The sequence below is a fragment of the Streptomyces sp. MBT65 genome, from assembly GCF_016612545.1.
Lineage (GTDB): Bacteria > Actinomycetota > Actinomycetes > Streptomycetales > Streptomycetaceae > Streptomyces.
This window is the reverse complement of record NZ_JAENRY010000100.1, coordinates 1-19,877: the sequence shown is the minus strand read 5'-3', so window position 1 is coordinate 19,877 and position 19,877 is coordinate 1. Positions and strand designations below refer to the sequence as shown.

Annotated in this window: 17 protein-coding genes, 1 pseudogene and 1 riboswitch; of the genes and pseudogenes, 7 read left to right on the top strand and 11 right to left on the bottom strand. The window is 70.4% G+C overall.

All coding sequences use genetic code 11. The features are described from left to right. Window positions 1-63: 63 nt before the first annotated feature. On the top strand, window positions 64-882 hold the full coding sequence (locus tag JHN63_RS23160; protein ID WP_200683436.1) for an HAD family hydrolase: 819 nt from the start codon (window positions 64-66) through the stop codon (window positions 880-882). Here the strand turns inward: JHN63_RS23160 and JHN63_RS23155 are convergent. The 3 genes from JHN63_RS23155 to JHN63_RS23145 form a co-directional block, all read right to left on the bottom strand. Then, window positions 879-1,346: a transglycosylase SLT domain-containing protein gene (locus JHN63_RS23155; protein WP_200683434.1), complete on the bottom strand. Its 468-nt coding sequence runs from the start codon at window positions 1,344-1,346 to the stop codon at window positions 879-881. The two genes, JHN63_RS23160 and JHN63_RS23155, sit on opposite strands and share 4 nt — an antisense overlap. A 5-nt stretch (window positions 1,347-1,351) precedes the next feature. After that, a riboswitch (cyclic di-AMP (ydaO/yuaA leader) is annotated at window positions 1,352-1,553 on the bottom strand. A gap of 231 nt (window positions 1,554-1,784) precedes the next feature. After that, window positions 1,785-3,803, bottom strand: a complete 2,019-nt coding sequence (locus tag JHN63_RS23150; protein ID WP_200683407.1) for a CocE/NonD family hydrolase — start codon at window positions 3,801-3,803, stop codon at window positions 1,785-1,787. Window positions 3,804-3,819: 16 nt separating this feature from the next. Continuing rightward, complete coding sequence (locus JHN63_RS23145) at window positions 3,820-5,322, bottom strand: peptide MFS transporter (protein ID WP_200683399.1); 1,503 nt, start codon at window positions 5,320-5,322, stop codon at window positions 3,820-3,822. 208 nt (window positions 5,323-5,530) lie between these two features. Between JHN63_RS23145 and JHN63_RS23140 the strand changes: the two genes are divergently transcribed. The 4 genes from JHN63_RS23140 to JHN63_RS23125 all read left to right on the top strand — a co-directional run bounded on the left by JHN63_RS23140 (window position 5,531) and on the right by JHN63_RS23125 (window position 10,104). Beyond that, window positions 5,531-6,541 carry a polyprenyl synthetase family protein gene (locus JHN63_RS23140; protein WP_200683397.1) on the top strand — a complete coding sequence of 337 codons (1,011 nt, stop codon included), beginning with the start codon at window positions 5,531-5,533 and terminating at the stop codon, window positions 6,539-6,541. Between the two features lie 274 nt (window positions 6,542-6,815). Then, window positions 6,816-8,036: an outer-membrane lipoprotein carrier protein LolA gene (locus JHN63_RS23135; protein ID WP_200683395.1), complete on the top strand. Its 1,221-nt coding sequence runs from the start codon at window positions 6,816-6,818 to the stop codon at window positions 8,034-8,036. A gap of 51 nt (window positions 8,037-8,087) precedes the next feature. Next, window positions 8,088-9,242 (top strand): ATP-binding cassette domain-containing protein, encoded by a 1,155-nt coding sequence (locus tag JHN63_RS23130; RefSeq protein ID WP_234477567.1) that lies wholly within the window; start codon window positions 8,088-8,090, stop codon window positions 9,240-9,242. Next, window positions 9,229-10,104 carry an ABC transporter permease gene (locus tag JHN63_RS23125; protein WP_200683393.1) on the top strand — a complete coding sequence of 292 codons (876 nt, stop codon included), beginning with the start codon at window positions 9,229-9,231 and terminating at the stop codon, window positions 10,102-10,104. Before JHN63_RS23130 ends, JHN63_RS23125 begins: the two co-directional genes overlap by 14 nt. Window positions 10,105-10,126: 22 nt before the next feature. Here JHN63_RS23125 and JHN63_RS23120 read toward each other — a convergent pair. Next, window positions 10,127-10,356 (bottom strand): annotated as a pseudogene (locus JHN63_RS23120) (hypothetical protein); the annotation flags it as partial. A gap of 119 nt (window positions 10,357-10,475) precedes the next feature. Beyond that, window positions 10,476-11,027, bottom strand: a complete 552-nt coding sequence (locus JHN63_RS23115; protein ID WP_200683381.1) for a DUF6668 family protein — start codon at window positions 11,025-11,027, stop codon at window positions 10,476-10,478. 150 nt (window positions 11,028-11,177) lie between these two features. Here JHN63_RS23115 and JHN63_RS23110 point away from each other — a divergent pair, with 150 nt between their 5' ends. Beyond that, window positions 11,178-12,725: a tetratricopeptide repeat protein gene (locus JHN63_RS23110; RefSeq protein ID WP_200683379.1), complete on the top strand. Its 1,548-nt coding sequence runs from the start codon at window positions 11,178-11,180 to the stop codon at window positions 12,723-12,725. A 55-nt stretch (window positions 12,726-12,780) separates the two neighbouring features. Here the strand turns inward: JHN63_RS23110 and JHN63_RS23105 are convergent, their stop codons facing one another. From JHN63_RS23105 to JHN63_RS23095, 3 genes are read right to left on the bottom strand one after another with little or no spacing between them, the layout of a single operon-like run. Beyond that, a complete protein-coding gene (locus tag JHN63_RS23105) occupies window positions 12,781-13,245 on the bottom strand; it encodes a VOC family protein (protein WP_200683377.1) in 465 nt (154 codons plus the stop codon). Between the two features lie 38 nt (window positions 13,246-13,283). Next, the gene (gene rarD / locus JHN63_RS23100; protein ID WP_200683375.1) at window positions 13,284-14,309 is read right to left on the bottom strand and encodes an EamA family transporter RarD; all 1,026 of its coding nucleotides are present in this window, start codon (window positions 14,307-14,309) and stop codon (window positions 13,284-13,286) included. Then, window positions 14,306-15,181: an SDR family oxidoreductase gene (locus JHN63_RS23095; protein WP_234477566.1), complete on the bottom strand. Its 876-nt coding sequence runs from the start codon at window positions 15,179-15,181 to the stop codon at window positions 14,306-14,308. Before JHN63_RS23095 ends, rarD begins: the two co-directional genes overlap by 4 nt. 90 nt (window positions 15,182-15,271) lie before the next feature. Here JHN63_RS23095 and JHN63_RS23090 point away from each other — a divergent pair, with 90 nt between their 5' ends. After that, window positions 15,272-15,670, top strand: a complete 399-nt coding sequence (locus tag JHN63_RS23090) for a helix-turn-helix domain-containing protein (RefSeq protein WP_200683366.1) — start codon at window positions 15,272-15,274, stop codon at window positions 15,668-15,670. 106 nt (window positions 15,671-15,776) lie between these two features. On the opposite strand, the gene JHN63_RS23085 is transcribed toward JHN63_RS23090, so the two are convergent. The 3 genes from JHN63_RS23085 to JHN63_RS23075 all read right to left on the bottom strand — a co-directional run bounded on the left by JHN63_RS23085 (window position 15,777) and on the right by JHN63_RS23075 (window position 19,707). Further along, entirely contained in the window at window positions 15,777-16,856 is a 1,080-nt protein-coding gene (locus JHN63_RS23085; protein ID WP_200683364.1) for a 2-oxoacid:ferredoxin oxidoreductase subunit beta, read from the bottom strand. Continuing rightward, window positions 16,849-18,786, bottom strand: coding sequence for a 2-oxoacid:acceptor oxidoreductase subunit alpha (locus JHN63_RS23080; protein WP_200683362.1), 1,938 nt, complete (start codon window positions 18,784-18,786; stop codon window positions 16,849-16,851). The genes JHN63_RS23085 and JHN63_RS23080 overlap by 8 nt, the downstream gene beginning before the upstream one ends. A gap of 249 nt (window positions 18,787-19,035) precedes the next feature. After that, window positions 19,036-19,707 carry a response regulator transcription factor gene (locus JHN63_RS23075; RefSeq protein ID WP_200683455.1) on the bottom strand — a complete coding sequence of 224 codons (672 nt, stop codon included), beginning with the start codon at window positions 19,705-19,707 and terminating at the stop codon, window positions 19,036-19,038. Window positions 19,708-19,877 lie beyond the last annotated feature (170 nt).

Below are 19,877 nucleotides of genomic sequence, written 5' to 3'. Positions count from 1 at the left end.
TGAAGGCAGCAGCCGTCCGGTTCGTGTCGAGTCGGTGGGGCGTTCCATCCGTATTCTCTGATCATGGCCGCACCCCTCGCATATGCACTGATCGCCACCGACCTGGACGGAACGCTGCTGCGCGGCGACGACACCCTCTCCGACCGGTCCCGCATCGCACTCGCGAGGGTGACAGCGGCCGGCGGCCGGCACCTCGTCGTGACCGGCCGGCCCGCCCCGAGGGTGCGACCGCTCCTCGAGGACCTCGGCAGCAGGGGGCTCGCGGTGTGCGGACAGGGCGCGCAGTTGTACGACGCCGGCGCGGACCGTCTGCTCTGGTCGGTCACCCTGGACCGGGAGTTGGCGGAGACCGCGCTCGGCAAGATCGAGGCGGAAGTCGGCCAGGTGTACGCGGCGGTGGACCAGGACGGCGTGGACGGCCTCACCCTCATCGAGCCCGGCTATCTGATGCCGCACCCCACGCTCCCCGCGGTGCGGGTCGGCCGGCGCGACGACCTCTGGTGCGAACCCATCAGCAAGGTGTTGCTCCGTCACCCGGCCCTGGAGGACGACGAGTTGGCGGCCACGGCCCGATCGGTGGTCGGTTCGCTGGCCTCGGTCACCATGTCGGGCCCCGGCACCGTCGAACTCCAGCCACTCGGCATCACCAAGGCGACAGGCCTCGCCCTCGCCGCCCGCCACTTGGGCCTGGCCCCGTCCGACACCGTCGCCTTCGGCGACATGCCGAACGACATCCCGATGTTCGACTGGGCGGCCCACGGAGTGGCGATGGCCAACGCCCACCCCGAACTCAAGGCGGTGGCCGACGAGGTGACGAAGTCGAACGAGGACGACGGCATCGCCGTCGTCCTCGAAAGACTGCTGCTGGACGCCGGTTTCTAGTAGGCGCCGTACACGTTGTCGATGGACCCGTACACCGCCGCCGCGTAGTTGCAGGCGGCCGTGATGTTCGCGACCGGGTCGTACGGGTCGAACGAGGTCCCGGCCACGTGGTACGCGTTGAACGTCGGGTCGATCACCTGGAGCAGCCCCTTCGACGGCGTACCGGCCGCCGCGTTGGAGTCCCAGTTGTTGATGGCGTACGGGTTGCCGGACGACTCACGGATCACGTTGCGGTAGATCCCGTTGTACGTCCCCGGAATCCCCTTCTGCGCCATGATCGCGAGGGACTCACGGATCCATCCGTCGAGGGTGTTGGAGTACCCCGCGGCGGTGGTCGAGGCGGTCGTGGCGGCGGACGCGGTGGTCGCACCGACGATCGGCAGGGCGATGATCGCGGCACCCGTACCGGCGACGGCCAGCGTGCGGAAGAGACGGGTGCGGCGGGACTGAGCGGATGCAGGCATGACGAGGTTCCTCTCCGTCGCCTGCGAGGTGAGCTGTCGGGTTCGGGCTGGGAGGTGCCCGGCCGCGCCCTCGCGGACGTGGCTTAACCCCAAGCCGTCCCGGTCGACATGACCGGTCCGGCGACTTACCTGGTTCCCCCGCTCCTGCCGTGCGAGATGTTCGTGACTGGGATGTCGGGCGGCGGCAGGATTCGGCGTTCCACCCGACAGGCCGGGAAACTATGCGAGAGCACATGTCCGGAACAAGTGGCGGAATCACACCTCACCCCTATTGACCTTGGTCTGAGGCGTATGGGGCACTTGATCCTTTGCGCGAGCCAAGGGCCAACTGTCCATCGCCGCAAGGGGAAACGTGAACACACAGGAACACAGGTCATGCACAGAAACGCGTGACCCAACTCACGGGAGGATTAAGGACGGCAAATCGGGCATTCGGCCTCAACTGGCAGTTCTCGGAATCCTTTTCTCCCATGTGCGATGAAAGATCACTTCTTCACCCTCGATGCAGATGACCTCATTGGAGCTAATAAAGTCCGTTTCGTCGCAAGTGATCTCGGACCGCGTCCGCACGGTCGTGTCCCACCCCAGCTCCGGCCGATGCAGCCGGATCGACCAGTCGGACCGCGTACGTGCGGACAAGGGGTCCGACTCGTCGATCGTGTACGTCTCCAGCGCGTCCTCGGTGAACTCCAGGCCGTCCGGATACACCCGCGTCCCGCCGTACCGGGGATCCACCTCCAGCCGCCACTCGCCCTTCGCCACATCCCGCACGACCAGCCGCTCGGGGCGCGGTTCGTCCAGGGTCGCCGGGCTCCATCCATTAGCGGCTACGCCGCGGGTGACCCCGAGCGGCGCGGCCTCCTCGGGCTCCTCGAACTGGATACCCGAGCTCAACTCCCGCTCCCGCACCGGGAGTTCCAGCGCACTCCCCTCCGGGTCCAGCGTGAACCCCGCCGCCGACTCCGGCTGCGGCCAGATCCACGGCCAGTACGCCGACGACACCGCGAGCCGGATGCGGTGCCCGGGCGGGAACGCGTGCCCGATGCCGTTCAGCTCGAAGGTCACGTCCTCGGTGGCCCCCGGGGTCCACGGCACGGCCCGGTCCCGCCCGTGCCGCGCCGACAGGTTCAGCGCACCCCGGGTGACCAGCGTCGAGGCACCGTCCGGGGCGACGTCGCAGAGCCGGGCGACGACCTGCCCGCGCGGCACGTCACAGGTGAGCCGCAGCCGTACCCTCGGCCGCCCCAGCACCCAGGTCTCGGCCGGCACCTCGAACTCGAAGCACGCCGACCGCGCGTCCTCGTCCCGCTGGTCCGGCGGCAGATCGGCGTCGTTCCCGAAGGGGAAGAAACGGCCCGCGTCGACCCCGGTGTGCATGGGGGAGCGGACGATCACGGGTGCGCCCCGGAGGCCGTACGTCGTCGTCTTCACGTGCGGTGAGGGCCACGCGGGCTCGCCGACCCAACGGCCCGGCAGGGTGTCGTAGACCGTGGCCGGGGGATGCGAGTCGCTGACGTAGGCCCGAAGGAGTGGGTCGGTGGTGACGCCGGTGTCCTCGCCCTTCAGCCAGTGGTCCCACCAGCGGAGGGTCTCCTGGAGGAAGCCGATCGCGGGGCCCGGCGGCAGGCCGCGATCGGGGTACTGGTGCGACCACGGGCCGATCAGGCCGCGCACCCGGTCGGGCGGGAGGTGCTGGACCAGCCGTAGGACCGTGTCGCGGTACGGGTCGTGCCAGCCGCCGACCGCGAGGACGGCCGCGCTGATCGCGCCGTAGTCCTCGCAGACGCTGCCGTGCTTCCAGTAGTCGTCGCGGAGCTGGTGGGTGAGCCAGGTGTGGATGAACGGGTCGATCCGCTCCAGGCGCTTGAGCCACAGGTCGCGCCAGATCAGGCCCGTGTACTCGGGGTCCGGCGGGCGGGCGACGAAGGCGAGCATGGTGGCGGCCCAGGCGTGCAGGTCGACCGCGAGGGCCGAACCGCCCATGTAGTGGACGTCGTTGTCGTAGCGGTCGTCCGTCGAGCAGACCGTGACGATCGCCTTCAGGGGTTCCGGCGCGAGGGCGGCGATCTGGAGCGAGTTGAAGCCGCCCCAAGAGATGCCGAACATGCCGACCCTGCCGGTGCACCAGGGTTGCGCGGCAAGCCAGTTGACGACCTCGACGCCGTCGGCGAGTTCCTGGGCGTCGTACTCGTCGCCGGGTGCGCCCTCGCTGTTGCCGTGGCCGCGGACGTCGACGCGGACGGAGGCGTAGCCGTGGCCCGCGTACCAGGGGTGGCGCTGGGCGTCGCGGGGCGCGGTCCAGTCGGTCAGGCGGTACGGGAGGTATTCGAGGAGCGCGGGCACGGGCTCGTCCGTCACCGGGCGCCACACGCGCGCGTAGAGCCGTGTCCCGTCGGGCATCGGGATGCGGAGGTCCTCGTGGGTCGTCTCGTGGGGGAAGGACGTACGGATGCGCATGAGGGGACCCCTGGGTTCAGTGGACCGGGTGCATGGTGCGGCGCAGCCACGGCGCGGCGGCCATCACCGCGAGGCCGGCGGCCACCGCGACCGCGCCGTTGACGCCGAAGTAGGCCGGCTTGGAGACGTCGTCGTAGAGCTTCACCGTCTGGGCCTGGATGCCGTTCGCGAGCGCGAGGGACAGGAACCAGAGGGACATGGTCTGGCTGGAGAAGGCTGCCGGGGCGAGCTTGGTGGTGGCGGACATGCCGGAGGTCTCCAGCAGGATGTCGCCGAGGCCGAGCAGGAAGTACGAGCCGACGATCCACCAGGCCGACATGCGGTAGGCGTCGCCGGTGTGCCCGCTGGTCGGCAGGACCATCAGGAGGAAGGAGAGGCCGCCGAGGACGACGCCGATCGCGATCTTGTTGGAGGCGTGCGGCTGGCTCCGGCCCATGCGGACCCAGAGCGCGGCGACGACGGGCGCGAGTCCGACCTCGAAGGCGCCGAGCGCGCTTGCGTACCAGCTCGCGGGGAAGTCGAAGCCCAGGATGGTCGTCTCGGCGTTCGACGCGGCCAGCAGCATCATCGTCGAATAGGCCTGGAAGAGAATGAAGTTGAAGACGGTCGAGGCCAGGAAGAGCACGATGTACGGGCGCAGTCGGCCGCGTTCCGCGGGGGTCACGCGCGGGCTCGTGAACATCACCGTGAAGTACACGACGGGCGCGATCACCGAGATGACGGTGAGCAGGTCGACGAAGCGGCCCATCGTGAGCCACCCGGCGAGGGCCAGGCCGGTCGCGAGGACGGCGGCCGCCAGGATTCCTACGACGACGAGCCGCACCGCGCGGCGCAGTGCGTCCGGTGCGAGTGCGAACTCGGCGGTGTTCCTGCGGCCCGCGAGGTGACGGCGTCCGGCGACGTACTGGATCAGCCCGAAGGTCATGCCGACCGCGGCCGCCGAGAAACCCCAGTGCCAGCCCTCGTGGTCGCCGAGCCAGCCGGTGATCAGCGGGCCCGCGAAGGCGCCGATGTTGATCGCCATGTAGTAGAGCGCGAAACCGGCGTCACGGCGGTCGTCGTCGGTGCGGTAGAGCTTGCCGACCATGGTGGCCACGTTGGGCTTGAGCAGGCCGGTGCCGGCGCTGATCAGGCCGAGGCCGACCCAGGTCGTCGTGGGGGTGGGGACCGCCATCGCGTAGTGGCCGCAGGCGATCAGGATCCCGCCCCACAGCAGCGCGCGGTACGAGCCGAGGACGCGGTCGGCGAGCCAGCCGCCCGCGACCGAGACGAGATAGACCAGTGTTCCGTAGGCTGCCGATACGGATGCGGCCGTTCCGGACGACATGCCCATGCCGCCGTGCGCGACGGTATCCGCGAAGTAGAGGACGAGGATGGCCTGCATGCCCAGGAACGAGAAGCGCTCCCAGACCTCGAGTCCGGAGAGCGTGAGCAGGCCCTTGGGCTGGCCGAAGAAGGCGTGGTCGTCCTCGGGAGGCGGTTTGTCGTCGGGCTCGGCTTCCAGTGCGGTTCGAGACACGATCCACTGCTTCCGCGTAAGTCGACAAATATCCGTTCTTATCAGGTGATCAAAAACATACCGGTCATGATCCGATACCGCCCCTGCTGGACGGGGTGGGCGGCATGGGTGATCGAAAGCCGACCGGATACGCTGACTTGAGTGATGCCAGCGACCTATCGACAAACCGTGTGACCGCCCAGGGACACCAGCAGACAGGAGACCCCTCGTGACCGTCGTCGGGCCGTTCGGGCTGAGCGTGCGGGACCAGGCTCTGGAAGCCGATGTCCAGGCCGGATTGGCGGCAGTCGAGGAGGGTCTGCTCGAAGCCACCAAGAGCGAGGTCCCCTTCATCACGGAGGCCGCCCAGCACCTCGTGCGCGCGGGTGGAAAGCGGTTCCGGCCGCTCCTCGTGATGCTCGCCGCACAGTTCGGCGACCCGTACGCGCCGGGTGTGGTGCCCTCGGCGGTCGTCGTCGAGCTGACCCATCTCGCCACGCTGTACCACGACGACGTCATGGACGAGGCGGCCGTACGGCGGGGCGTCGACAGCGCCAACACCCGCTGGGGCAACTCGGTCGCGGTCCTCACCGGCGACTTCCTCTTCGCGCGCGCGTCGCACACCCTGGCCGACCTCGGGCCCGAGGCGGTCCGCGTGCAGGCCGAGGCGTTCGAACGGCTGGTCACCGGCCAGATCCTGGAGACGGCAGGACCGTCCGACGGACGCGACCCGGTCGAGCACTACCTCGACGTGCTCGGCGGCAAGACCGGCTCCCTGGTCGCGGTCGCGTGCCGCTTCGGCTCGATGATGGCCGGCTGCGACGACACGGTCGTGGACGTCCTCACGCAGTACGGCGAGCGGCTCGGCGTCGCCTTCCAGCTCGCCGACGACGTCCTGGACATCGCCTCCGACGGCCACGAGTCCGGCAAGACCCCGGGCACGGACCTGCGCGAGGGCATCCCCACGCTGCCGGTGCTGCGCCTGCGCGAGCGGGCGGACCGCCTCGGTCTTGCCGAGGACCGCGCCCTGTGCGAACTCCTCGACTCCGACCTCACCGACGACGCCCGCCTCGCCGAGGCCCTCACCCGCCTCCGCGCCCACCCGGCCCTGGAACAGGCCCGCCGCGACACGGTCCGCTACGTGGAGGACGCGCGCGCGGCCCTGGCGCCGCTGCCCGAGTGCGATGCGAAGGCCGCGCTGCTGGAGATGTGCGATGCGGTGGTGCACCGGGCGGGGTGAGGTCCTGAGCAACTGCCGTGCATGGTCTGAGCACGGTCAACTGCCTTGCACGGGCGGCGTCTTCCCCTAGGGGTTTTGGGGAGGCGCCGCCTCCGTGTGTCATACCCCAGGTGTACGTGGAGTTGGCTCCCGGGTCTGACGCTTATCTCTCGGGGATTTGGTCAGATGGAGAACACGGAAAACACCACTCCTCACCGATTCGGGTGAGAATGGCGGCTGAGAGTGGGACCAGTACAGGGGGCAGGCCGCCGCCGACGACGGAGGTAAGGCAGACATGGCACCGTACGAAACCGACGACAGCACGGACACCGGAGAGCGCGACGAGCTCCGGTCCGGGCGGCGCAGGGCGGCGCGGTACATCGTCCCGGTCACTGTGGTGGGGGTGGCGGCCGCGACCATCGGACTGGTCCCCGCGCTCGCCGACTCCGGTGACCCGAATCTCCCGAAGATCACCGCACAGCAGCTCCTCGACAAGGTCGCCAAGTCGGACGTCCAGCAGCTGTCCGGCACCGTGAAGATCAGCACGGACCTCGGCCTGCCCGACCTCGGCGGCCTGGAGAGCAACCTCATGTCGGGCGCCGCGAAGTCCGGCGACGGCTCCTCCGCCGACCCCACTGCCAAGCTCACCGAGCTGGCCACCGGCACCCACACCCTGCGCGTCGCGGCCGACGGCCCGGACAAGCAGAAGGTCTCCCTGCTGGAGAACGCGGCGGAGTACAGCCTCATCCACAACGGCAAGGACGTCTGGGGCTACGACAGCCAGTCGAACGAGGTCTACCACGGCACGACCACCGTCGACGCCGCCAAGGGCGACGAGACCAGGACCACCCCCAAGGGCCTCACCGACGAGGCGCTGAAGTCGGTCGACGACACGACGTCCGTCACGGTCGACGGCACCGAGCACGTCGCGGGCCGCGACGCCTACAAGCTGCTGATCAAGCCCAAGCAGTCCGGTACGACGGTCGGCACGATCAGCGTCGCGGTCGACGCCAAGACCGGCCTGCCGCTGAAGTTCACGCTCACCCCGGCGAGCGGCGGCGCGGCCGTCGTCGACGTCGGCTTCACCCAGCTCAGCCTCGCCAAGCCGGCCGCCTCGACCTTCGACTTCAAGGTGCCCAAGGGCGCGAAGGTCACCACGGAGGACAGCGGCAGCGACACCAAGGCGGTGCCGACCCCGGACCGCTCCACCGGCTCCGGCCCGTCCGAGAAGTCGCTCGGCAAGGGCGCGGACGACCCGACGGTCCTGGGCAAGGGCTGGAACTCCATCGCCGTCTTCGAGACCGGCGGCCAGGGCATCCCGTCCGGCTCCTCGTCCGACGGCGGCGACCTCGGCGGCTTCCTCAGCTCGCTCGGCGACCAGGTGAAGGGCTCGTTCGGTTCGGGCACGGTCTACTCGACCCGACTGATCAACGCCCTGGTCACCGACGACGGCAAGGTCTACGTCGGCGCGGTCACCAAGAGCGCGCTGGTGAAGGCGGCCGACGCGGCCAAGTAAGTACTGACGGTTGATCAACTGCCGTAGGGGGACGAGGAATTGAGGGAGCCGATGGGCGAAGCGTCCGCCGAGGGGTCGGGGACCGAGCGGGAGTCCGGCTCGGGACGGGAGTCCGGCTCCGAGCGGGGGGCCGCCCCGGCACCGGAGGCCGGCCCCAGCCTGGAGCCCGGCCCCGAGCGGGGGCCGGGTTCGGCGCCGGAGCCCGGCCTGGCGCACGGGTCCGGCTCCGGGTCGGAGTCTGGTTCCGGGCGGGAGGTCGGGCCGTCGGGTGTCGGTGACGGCATCATCGCCACCCGCGGCCTCACCAAGCGCTTCCGCGGCGGGCAGCTCGCCGTGGACGGTCTCGACCTGACCGTCCCGGCGGGCAGCGTCTTCGGCTTCCTCGGTCCCAACGGCTCCGGCAAGACCACCACCATCCGCATGCTGATGGGCCTGATCGAACCCACCTCCGGCACGGCCCGCGTCCTGGGCCGCCCGATGCCGAGATCCGTCCGCACGGTCCTCCCGCACGTCGGCGCCCTGATCGAGGGCCCCGCCCTCTACGGCTTCCTCTCCGGCCGCGACAACCTCCTGCGCTACGACGCCGCCGACCCGACCGCCGACCCCCGCACCCGGCGCACCCGCGTCGCCGCCGCCCTGGACCGGGTCGGCCTGACGGCGGCCTCCGGCAAGAAGGCCAAGGCCTACTCCCTGGGCATGAAGCAGCGGCTGGGCCTCGCCTCCGCGCTGCTCCAGCCCCGCAAGCTGCTCGTCCTGGACGAGCCGACGAACGGCCTCGACCCCCAGGGCATGCGCGAAATCCGTTCCCTGATCCGGGAGTTGGCGTCCGACGGCACGACGGTCTTCCTCTCCTCCCACCTCCTCGACGAGATCGAGCAGGTCTGCACCCACGCGGCCGTGATGGCCCAGGGCAGACTGATCACCCAGGGTTCGGTGGCCGAGCTGGCGGCCGGGACGAGGGGGCGGCTGTTCGTGACGACCCCCGACCCCGTCGACGCGGCACGGGTGCTGAAGGAGCAGGGGCTGGCCGACGTGGTCGTAGCGGAGGAGCGGGTGACGGCGGAGCCGCCCGATCGTGAACTCGCCGAGGTGAACAAGGCGTTGGTCACGGCAGGAGTCCGTGTGCGCGGCTTCGGGGTCGAACGGGCCTCGCTGGAGGACGCGTTCGTGGCGCTCACCGGGGAGGGCTTCGATGTCGCAGGCTGATCTCGCCGTACGGGCACCCCGGCTGATCTGGACCTTCGGACTGCTGCGCAGCGAGCTGGTGACCACGTTCCGGCGCTGGCGCACGCTCGCGCTGCTCGGTGTGCTGGCCGCCGTGCCGATCCTGGTCGGGATCGCGGTCAAGCTGGAGACCCAGGACGGGTCGGGGCCCGGGCGCGGGGACGGCGGGGGAGGGCCCGCCTTCATCGCGCAGATCACCAACAACGGCCTGTTCCTGGTGTTCACCGCCCTCGCCGCGACCCTCCCCTTCTTCCTCCCCATGGCCATCGGGGTCGTCGCGGGCGACGCGATCGCGGGCGAGGCGAGCGGCGGCACCCTGCGCTACCTCCTGGTCGCCCCGGCCGGCCGCACCCGCCTGCTGCTCACCAAGTACGCGACGGTGATGACGTTCTGCCTGGTGGCGACCCTGGTCGTGGCGATCTCGGCGCTGACGGTCGGGGCGTTGCTGTTCCCGCTGGGTGACCTGACGACGATCTCCGGTACCCAGATCAGCTTCACGGAGGGCCTCGGCCGGGCGCTGCTGATCGCGCTGGTGGTCGCCGCGTCCCTCATCGGCATCGCGGCGCTCGGCCTGTTCGTCTCGACGATGACGAGCAGCGGCATCGCGGCGATGGCGACGACCGTGGGCCTGCTGATCACCGTGCAGATCCTCGACCAGATCCCCCAACTGCACGCGCTCCAGCCGTACTTCTTCTCCCACTACTGGCTGTCCTTCGCCGACCTCATGCGCGAACCGGTCTACTGGGACGACCTGGTGAAGAACCTCGGGCTCCAGGCGCTGTACGCGGCGGTGTTCGGGTCGGCGGCGTGGGCGCGGTTCACGGCGAAGGACATCACGGCGTAGGGCGGCACGACGTAGGGACCGGTCAGATGCCGGTCTCGCGGGTCTCGCGGGTTTCCCGCGTCTCGTGCGGGAAGCGGGCGAGCGGGGCCTCCCGCGCGAAGAACGTCTTCGCCCGGGACAGCGCCCGCTCGTCGTTCAGTACGTCGCCGCGGTCGCTGCCGTTGCCCAGCAGCACCCCGCCGTGGGGGCACCTACCACGCCCTTAAGGCAGCGGGGGAGCATCTTCATGTACGCCGCCGAGTTGTTGAGGGTGTTGCCCTCGGTGCGGGCGCTGCCCAGCACGAAGGGGAAGCGGCGGGTCGTGGGTCCCCGGGTTCGGTCACGGTGGTCGGCGCGCGAGGAGTACGGGCATGTGCATCATGTGCGCGCAATCACTTGTCCAGGGTGGCCCGGGTGAGCCGGGTCAGCGCCTCCGTCTCGCGGGGCGGTTCGCCGCTCAGGTCGCCGACGCGCCAGGCCGGTACCCAGGGCACCCGGTACACGTCGATCATCGACTCGATGGCCTTGACGTACTGCGCGAGCTGGCGCGGCAGCCGCCCGGGCGCGTCCGCGACGAGGACGACGGCGTCCAGGTCGAGCCCGGCCGGTGCCTCGCCGCGCCGGAAGACCTCCAGGGCGCGGGCGACGGCGGCCAGCCCGGCGGCATGCGTGCGGGCGACGAGCAGGACCGACGGCGGGTCCTCGGGGCCCGGCCAGTCGCGTCCGCAGTCCCGGCCGCCGTAGACGGTGGCGAGGGTGGTGGCGCCGGTGCCGCCGTGGGTGGCGACCCAGGAGAAGCGGCGTGGGCCGGCGTGCATACCGGCCGGGATGCCGACGGGGATACTGGAGGAGCGCTCGGGTGCTTCCGGTGCCCCCGCGTGCGGGCCGGTGTCCACCGGTCCGCGGAGCCAGATCTCCGGTCCCTGCCGTCGACCTGTCTGCATGACCGAGCTCCTCACTCCTGGGACGAGGCTGTGACGTCGTGGTGACCCGAGAACCGGAAGGGAACGGCGAGACTCAACAGTACGCGTACGAACGGATCTTGACGCTGGGGAGCGCGGTCGGCCCCCCGGCGGATGCGAGTGAGGGAACCGATGACTCGACTCAGCCGCGAGAAGAAGCGGGAACAGAAGCGAGCCGCACGCTCGGCACCCGCGGCGTCACCTTTCGAGGTACGGGTACCCGTGGACGGCCCGGGCGCCGGTGGCGCCTCCATCGGCGGCGTGCCGGTCCCCGTGCCTCCCGGCGAGGAGATCCAGCACGTGGTCCTGAGCCACCTCCACCGCATCGCGACGGCCACCGGCCACCCCGTCCACGCCACGATCCACGACGCCCGCATCGGGTATGTCGTCCCGCTCCAGATCGATCCGGACGGCTCCAGCCACTTCTCGGCGGAGCCGTGGGCGATGCCGGGCGCGGGGACGGCGCCCGTGGGTGGGACGGCGCCCTTCGAGCCGTCGCCCCCGCCGCCGCCCGCGCTTCCGCCGGCCGTACCCGCCCCGCAGGACGCTCCCGCGGCGCCCGCTGCCGTCGTAGAACCGGAACGGGAACCTGACGACCTGCGTCGGCCGAGTGGTGACCCGGCGACCCATCGGCTGCGGGCGGTGGCGGCGCCGGAGGGGGAGGTGGTTCCGACCTTCCCCCTGCGGGCGGTGCCCGAGTCGGCCGGGGAGTCGGCACCGACGTTCCCGCTGCACGCCGTGCCGGAATCGGCGCAGGGGGGTGCGCCGCTGGGCTCCGTCCAGCCGCCGACGGGGGCGTTCGGGCCACCGCCGGTGATGGACTCGGCGCCGGTGAGGGATGTCCCGCCGTTCGTGGACGCGGGGCCGGTCGCGGACGTGCCGCCGGTCATGGACGGACGGCCGGTCGCGGACGTCCCGCCGTTCATCGACGCGCGGCCGGTCGTGGCGGACGTGCCAGACACGGCGTACGCGTCCGACCCGGCGTTCGCGCCCGATCCGCCGTACGCGTCCGACCCTGCGTTCGCGCCCGACCCTGCGTACGGCTCCGCCCCGGTGCCGCACGCCCCCCGCACTCCGGAACGCGCCCCCCGTCCCGCGCCCATCCCCGATCTCGCTCTCACCGCCCCGGAACCGGACCCCAAGCCGACGCCCGCGCGTGGGTTCGACGCGGTGGCCGAGGCCGTGCTGGGGGACGAACCGGTGACGACCGACGGGGCGGGGACCGCGTTTCTCGTCGAGCCGATGGTGCGGATCAACGAGGCCGTCAAGGCGGGGCGGATCGAGGAGGCGGTGGGGCTGGCGGAACGGACCGTCGCCGACGCGGCGGGCGCGCTCGGCCCCGAGCACTCCGAAGTCCTACGGCTGCGCGAACTCGCCGCGTACATCGCCTACTTGGCCGGTGACCCGGTGCACTCCTTCCGGCTCTCCCTCGACCTCGCCCGCATCCGTCACCGCGCCCGTGACGCGGAGGCCGCCTACGGCAATGTGCAGAGCGCGGCCACGGCCTGGCGTGCCGTACGCGACCCGGAGCAGGGCCTGGCCCTCGGCCGCGACCTCATCGACCTGTGGACCGAACTCGCCGCCGAGGACGGGCCCGCCGTGGAGGACATAGAGCAACTGGAGTCCGCCCGCGCCCGGATGGGCCGCCTCACGGAACGCGCGCGCAGGGCGAACGACTGAGCCGGGGCGGCCACGCCGACTCCCTCCACCTCAACTCCTCCTGCGTCAACTCCCCTTACGCCACGCAGAATTCGTTGCCCTCGGGGTCCGTCATCACGACCCACGCGCCGGCCGGCTCCGAGACCCGGCGCAGCACGCTCGCGCCCAGGGCCGTGAGGCGTTCCACCTCGGCCTCGCGCCGGTCCGGGCCCGGGTGCAGGTCGAGGTGGAGGCGGTTCTTGACGGTCTTCGCCTCCGGTACGCGCTGGAACAGCAGCCGACGGCCGAGGCCGGTGCCGCGCTCCTTGTCGTAGGGGTCGTCGGGATGCCGTACGGCGATCAGGTCCCGGAAGGCCGGGCGGCCGTGGAAGTCGACGGTCGCGGCGGCGGGCAACGCGCCCTGTTCCAGGAGCAGTTCGACCAGGGCGCTGTTGTCCTCGGCCTCGTAGTGGAGCGCGGCGGCCCAGAAGTCCGCCTGTGCGTGCGGGTCGGCGGCGTCGATGACCAGTTTCCAATGGAGGGGCGTGGGCGTCTGTGTCATGCCCCTCACTCTGGCACCCGGAGGGTCGGCGCGCCGGGCTACGCGTCCACGACGTCCACCGGGTCCGTACTCGGGTCGGTGCGCGGGGCGGTGGTCGGGGCGGCGCTCGGTACGCCGGCCCGTTGCCGCGCGAGAGCTGTCGTCGCCGCCGTCGCCCTGCTCCTGCGGGCCGTGCGCCACGCGTCCGTCGTCAGCAGGACGAGGGCCAGCCACACCAGGGCGAAGCCCGCCCAGCGGGCGGGGGGCATCGACTCGTGGAAGTAGAGGATGCCGAGCAGGAACTGGAAGACCGGTGCCATGTACTGGAGCAGGCCCAGCGTCGACAGCGGCACCCGGATCGCCGCCGCGCCGAAGCAGACCAGGGGGAGCGCGGTGACGACGCCGGTCGAGGCGAGGAGGAGGGCGTGCCCGGTGCCCTCGGTCGCGAAGGTCAGGTTCCCGTGGCCGCCCAGCCACAGCAGATAGCCGAGCGCGGGCAGGAACTGGACCGCGGTCTCCGCGGCGAGCGACTCGATGCCGCCGAGGTTGACCTTCTTCTTCACCAGGCCGTAGGTCGCGAAGGAGAAGGCGAGGCAGAGGGAGATCCACGGCGGCTGGCCGTAGCCGACGGTCAGGACGATCACGGCGGCGAGGCCGACGCCGACCGCGGTCCACTGCACCGGGCGCAGCCGTTCCTTCAGGAGCAGCACGCCGATCGCGATGGTGACGAGGGGGTTGATGAAGTAGCCGAGGGAGGCCTCGACGACATGGCCGTTGTTGACGGCCCAGATGTAGACGCCCCAGTTGACGGTGATGAAGGCCGCGCCGATCGTGACGAGCCCCAACTTCCTTGGCTGGCGCAGCAGTTCACCGGCCCAGGCCCAGCGCCGGACCACCAGGAGCGCGACGGCGACGAAGGCGAGCGACCACACCATGCGGTGGGCGAGGATCTCGGCGGCGCCGGCGGGCTTGAGCAGGGGCCAGAACAGGGGGACCAGGCCCCACATGCCGTAGGCCGCGAAGCCGTTGAGCAGTCCTATGTGGTGCTGTTCGCCCTTCGGCTTCCCGCTCGGCTTCCCGCTCACGGGCCCCTCCTTCGCGCGCCACGCCCGGCTGCGCGTGCGTGCAGCCAGCACGAAGGTAGCGCCGGGCGGCCCGCGAGGCGGGACAGGTCACCGCTGTCGACGACCAGCTCGCCCTTCGCGATGGAGGCGTCGACGCCGGCGAGGATCACGGCGAACGGCTCGGGCAGGCCGGCGCCCGTGAGGATGCCGACGAGGGCGTCGCCCGGGACGTTGTTGAAGGCGATCTCCTTGCCGGTCTGGCGGCTCAGCTCGGCCGCGTACTCGGCGAAGCCCCAGGCCTCGTCGCCACCCAGTTCGTACGTCTGGTTCTCGTGGCCCTCGCCGGTCAGTACGGCGACGGCGGCGGCCGCGTAGTCGGCGCGGGAGGCGGAGGAGACCCGGCCGTCACCGGCGGCGTTCACGACGGCGCTGTGCTCCAGGACCGGGGCGAGCTGCTCGGTGTAGTTCTCGTTGTACCAACCGTTGCGCAGCAGGGCGTACGGCAGACCGGAGGCCAGCAGGGCCTTCTCGGTGCCGCGGTGGTCGTCGGCGAGGGCGGCGGTGAGGGAGCCGGGGGCGCTGGTGTAGGCGAGGAGCGCGACACCGGCGGCCTTGGCGGCGTCGATGACGACCTGGTGCTGGCCGACGCGGCCCTTGTCGAACTCGTTGCCGGAAATCAGCAGCACCTTGTCGCCGGCGGCGAAGACGGAGTCGAAGGTCTCGGGGGTGTTGTAGTCCGCGACCGCGATCTTCACCCCGCGCTCGGCGAAGTCGGCGGCCTTCTCCGGGGTGCGGACGACGGCGGTGACCTGGTCGGCCGGAACCTTCTCCAGCAACTGCTCCACGACGAGACGGCCGAGGTGTCCGGTGGCTCCGGTGACGACGATGCTCATGGGTGACAACTCCTTGTGGGGTGCGATGGCACTTACCCTAGGGGTTGCGCTAACTCTGCGAAAGTACCCACTTTGAAGTAAGGTACTGGCATGACGGTAAGTGATGAGGTGGCGAGCAGGCCCGCCGTGGGCGAGGCGATGTGCCCGTACCGCCTGGTTCTGGAGCACGTGACATCCCGCTGGGGCGTCCTGGTGCTGATCGAACTCCTCGACCGCCCCTACCGCTTCAGCGAACTCCGCCGGGCGGTCGGGCAGGTCAAACTGGTGAGCGAGAAGATGCTGGCGCAGACCCTCCAGACCCTGGAGCGCGACGGCTTCGTGTACCGCGACGCCAAGCCGGTGATCCCGCCGAGGGTCGACTACTCCCTCACCGACCTGGGCCGCGAGGCGGCGGAACAGGTGCGGGGGCTGGCGCTGTGGACGGAGTCGCGGATGGGCGAGGTGGAGAAGGCCCGGGAGGCGTACGACACGGCGAAGGAGCGGGGCTGAGTCACCGGTGCGCTCCAGTCCTCCCTTGCGCGCGGCACGTCCTTCCGTGCGCTCACAAGAGGGCCCGGGCATCGCGCCCAGGCCCTCCTTCGTGTGAGCGGGGCGGTCAGCCCACCACCGTCCAGGTGTCCCCGCCGGCGAGAAGTGCGGCCAGGTCGCCCTTGCCGTTCTGGACGATCGCCGAGTCGAGTTGGTCGGCCATCTGGGTGTCGTAGACCGGGCGTCGGACCGAGCGCAGGACGCCGATCGGGGTGTGGTGCAGGGTGTCCGGGTCGGCCAGGCGGGAGAGGGCGAAGGCGGTGGTGGGGGATGTCGCGTGGGCGTCGTGGATCAGGATCTGCGACTCGTTCGCCGGGGTTACGTCGACCACCTTCAGGTCGCCCGTTTCCGGGTCGCGGACGACGCCCCGCGCACCCTCCGCGCCGAAGCGGATCGGCTGCCCGTGTTCCAGGCGGATCACCGCCTCCTCGGCCTGCTGCCGGTCCTTCAACGCGTCGAAGGCGCCGTCGTTGAAGATGTTGCAGTTCTGGTAGATCTCGACCAGGGCCGTGCCGGGGTGGGCCGCCGCCTCGCGCAGGACCTGCGTCAGGTGCTTGCGGTCCGAGTCGATCGTGCGGGCGACGAAGGAAGCCTCCGCGCCGATGGCCAGGGACACCGGGTTGAAGGGAGCGTCCAGGGAACCCATCGGCGTCGACTTGGTGATCTTCCCGACCTCGGAGGTCGGCGAGTACTGGCCCTTCGTCAGGCCGTAGATCCGGTTGTTGAAGAGGAGGATCTTCAGGTTGACGTTGCGGCGCAGGGCGTGGATCAGGTGGTTGCCGCCGATCGACAGCGCGTCTCCGTCGCCGGTGACCACCCAGACGCTCAAGTCCCGCCTGGACGCGGCGAGTCCGGTCGCGATCGCCGGGGCGCGGCCGTGGATGGAGTGCATGCCGTACGTGTTCATGTAGTACGGGAAGCGGGAGGAGCAGCCGATGCCGGAGACGAAGACGATGTTCTCCTTGGCGAGGCCCAGTTCCGGCATGAAACCCTGCACCGCCGCGAGGATCGCGTAGTCACCGCAGCCGGGGCACCAGCGCACTTCCTGATCGGACTTGAAGTCCTTCATGGACTGCACTGCCTCGGCCTTGGGGACGAGTGAAAGTGCCTCGATCGTGCCCGTGCCTTCCGTGGACGTCTCAGCCATCGATGGCCTCCTTGAGAGCCGTGGCGAGCTGCTCAGCCTTGAACGGCATGCCGTTCACCTGGTTGTACGAGTGCGCGTCCACCAGGTACTTCGCCCGGACCAGCGTGGCGAGCTGACCGAGGTTCATCTCGGGGATCACCACCCGGTCGTAGCGCTTCAGGACCGCGCCGAGGTTGCGGGGGAAGGGGTTGAGGTGGCGGAGGTGCGCCTGCGCGATGGACTCGCCGGACGCGCGCAGGCGCCGTACCGCCGCCGTGATCGGGCCGAACGTCGAGCCCCAGCCGAGGACCAGCGTCCGCGCGCCGTGCGGGTCGTCGACCTCCAGATCCGGTACGTCGATGCCGTCGATCTTGGCCTGGCGGGTGCGGACCATGAAGTCGTGGTTGGCGGGGTCGTAGGAGATGTTGCCCGTGCCGTCCTGCTTCTCGATGCCGCCGATGCGGTGTTCCAGGCCGGGGGTGCCGGGGATGGCCCAGGGGCGGGCGAGGGTCTGCGGGTCGCGTTTGTAGGGCCAGAAGACCTCGGTGCCGTCGTCCAGCGTGTGGTTCGGGCCCTGGGCGAACTGGACGGTGAGGTCCGGGAGTTCGTCGATGTCGGGGATGCGCCAGGGCTCGGAGCCGTTGGCCAGGTAGCCGTCCGAGAGGAGCATCACCGGGGTGCGGTAGGTCAGGGCGATCCGGGCCGCCTCGATCGCCGCGTCGAAGCAGTCGGCCGGCGTGCACGGGGCGACGATCGGGACCGGCGCCTCGCCGTTGCGCCCGAACATCGCCTGGAGCAGGTCGGCCTGTTCCGTCTTGGTCGGCAGGCCGGTGGACGGGCCGCCGCGCTGGATGTCCAGGACGAGGAGCGGGAGTTCGAGGGAGACGGCGAGACCGATCGTCTCCGACTTCAGGGCCACCCCCGGGCCGGAGGTCGTCGTCACCGCGAGCGAGCCGCCGAAGGCCGCGCCCAGGGCCGCGCCGATGCCCGCGATCTCGTCCTCGGCCTGGAAGGTCCGTACGCCGAAGTTCTTGTGCCGGCTCAGCTCGTGCAGGATGTCGGAGGCCGGGGTGATCGGGTACGAGCCGAGGAAGAGCGGCAGGTCCGCCTGTCGGGACGCGGCGACCAAGCCGTAGGACAGGGCGAGGTTCCCGGAGATGTTGCGGTAGGTGCCGGTCGGGAACGCGGTGGCGGCCGGGGCGACCTCGTAGGAGACCGCGAAGTCCTCGGTCGTCTCGCCGAAGTTCCAACCCGCCCTGAACGCGGCGATGTTGGCCGCCGCGATCTCCGGTTTCTTCGCGAACTTCGACTTCAGGAACTTCTCGGTGCCCTCGGTCGGCCGGTGGTACATCCACGACAGCAGGCCCAGCGCGAACATGTTCTTGCTGCGCTCGGCCTCCTTGCGGGTCAGGCCGAAGTCCTTGAGCGCCTCGACGGTGAGGGTGGTGAGGGGGACGGGGTGGAGGCTGTAACCGTCCATCGAGCCGTCGTCGAGGGGCGAGGCGGAGTAACCCACCTTCTGCAGCGCGCGTTTGGTGAACTCGTCCGTGTTGACGATGATCTCCGCCCCGCGTGGCACATCGGCGATGTTCGCCTTCAGGGCGGCCGGATTCATCGCGACCAGCACGTTGGGCGCGTCGCCCGGGGTCAGGATGTCGTGGTCGGCGAAATGCAGCTGGAACGACGAAACCCCCGGCAGGGTGCCTGCGGGGGCGCGGATCTCGGCCGGGAAGTTCGGCAGGGTGGAGAGGTCGTTCCCGAAGGACGCCGTCTCCGAGGTGAAGCGGTCGCCGGTGAGCTGCATACCGTCGCCCGAGTCACCGGCGAACCGGATGATCACCCGGTCCAGGCGTTGGACGTCCTTCACCCCCGCCGGTTTGCGTTGTTCTCCGACCAAGGTGCTGTCGGCTCCGTCGGCCCGCTCCGCTGGGCTACTGACCTGGCTGGTCACTGAACTGGACCTCCTCTTCGAGGACGCTGTCCGGGCATGGTCGTCACGCCGACCCTCCCAGGATCAACCCTACGTCTGTAAGGGTCGCCTTCCTTCGGCCGTTCGCATGATGGACGCTGTTTTGAGACGGCCTGACACCCTGACTTGTCATGATTTCTCGCCCCCCGGCGCTTCCCTCGAAGACGCTCCTCATGCAGTGTCCGGTTCTCGGCTCGACTAACGGTTGATGGCTGACACAGTGTCAGTTTGTCAGGAGTTGAGGTAGGTGAGGACGGCGAGAACACGCCGGTGATCCCCGTCGCTCGGCGACAGCCCCAGTTTCAGGAAGATATTGCTGACGTGCTTCTCCACCGCGCCGTCGCTCACCACCAGCTGCCGGGCTATCGCGGAGTTCGTCCGTCCCTCGGCCATCAGCCCCAGCACCTCGCGCTCCCGCGGGGTGAGCCGCACCAGCACGTCCTGCTTACGGCTGCGCCCGAGCAGCTGCGCGACCACCTCCGGGTCGAGCGCCGTACCCCCCGAAGCCACCCGCACCACCGCGTCGACGAACTCCCGCACCTCGGCCACCCGGTCCTTGAGCAGATAGCCGACACCGTGCGTGGAACCGGCCAGCAGTTCGGTGGCGTAGCGCTCCTCCACGTACTGCGACAGCACGAGCACACCGAGACCGGGATGCGCCTTGCGCAGCTCCACCGCCGCGCGCACGCCCTCGTCGGTGTGCGTCGGCGGCATCCGTACATCGGCCACGACGACGTCCGGTAGCGCGTCCTGGTCCGCCAGCTCGGTGATCGTCTTCACCAGCGCGTCCCCGTCACCCACCCCGGCCACCACGTCGTGCCCGCGGTCGGTCAGCAACCGGGTCAGGCCCTCCCTCAGCAGCACTGAATCCTCGGCGATGACCACGCGCACCCTGTCCTCCACGATGTTCGGCCCCCCACAGCCCACTGTGCCGTCCCACGCCGACCCACGCGGCTGCGCGTCCGTCCGCACGACACCGTCCAGCATTCCAGTATTTGGATGGGGGTGCGTCGGGGCTGTGGATAAAGGGGGGTGCGGGGCCTGTGGACAAGTGCGTGGAGAGGGTGGGGAGG

Excerpts from the sequence above, each read along its gene's own strand:
- JHN63_RS23160 (WP_200683436.1), top strand. The coding sequence starts at position 64 with ATGGCCGCACCCCTCGCATATGCACTGATCGCCACCGACCTGGACGGA.
- JHN63_RS23155 (WP_200683434.1), bottom strand. The coding sequence starts at position 1,346 with ATGCCTGCATCCGCTCAGTCCCGCCGCACCCGTCTCTTCCGCACGCTG.
- JHN63_RS23150 (WP_200683407.1), bottom strand. The coding sequence starts at position 3,803 with ATGCGCATCCGTACGTCCTTCCCCCACGAGACGACCCACGAGGACCTC.
- JHN63_RS23135 (WP_200683395.1), top strand. The coding sequence starts at position 6,816 with ATGGCACCGTACGAAACCGACGACAGCACGGACACCGGAGAGCGCGAC.
- JHN63_RS23130 (WP_234477567.1), top strand. The coding sequence starts at position 8,088 with ATGGGCGAAGCGTCCGCCGAGGGGTCGGGGACCGAGCGGGAGTCCGGC.
- JHN63_RS23125 (WP_200683393.1), top strand. The coding sequence starts at position 9,229 with ATGTCGCAGGCTGATCTCGCCGTACGGGCACCCCGGCTGATCTGGACC.
- JHN63_RS23115 (WP_200683381.1), bottom strand. The coding sequence starts at position 11,027 with ATGCAGACAGGTCGACGGCAGGGACCGGAGATCTGGCTCCGCGGACCG.
- JHN63_RS23110 (WP_200683379.1), top strand. The coding sequence starts at position 11,178 with ATGACTCGACTCAGCCGCGAGAAGAAGCGGGAACAGAAGCGAGCCGCA.
- JHN63_RS23105 (WP_200683377.1), bottom strand. The coding sequence starts at position 13,245 with ATGACACAGACGCCCACGCCCCTCCATTGGAAACTGGTCATCGACGCC.
- JHN63_RS23095 (WP_234477566.1), bottom strand. The coding sequence starts at position 15,181 with ATGAGCATCGTCGTCACCGGAGCCACCGGACACCTCGGCCGTCTCGTC.
- JHN63_RS23090 (WP_200683366.1), top strand. The coding sequence starts at position 15,272 with ATGACGGTAAGTGATGAGGTGGCGAGCAGGCCCGCCGTGGGCGAGGCG.
- JHN63_RS23085 (WP_200683364.1), bottom strand. The coding sequence starts at position 16,856 with ATGGCTGAGACGTCCACGGAAGGCACGGGCACGATCGAGGCACTTTCA.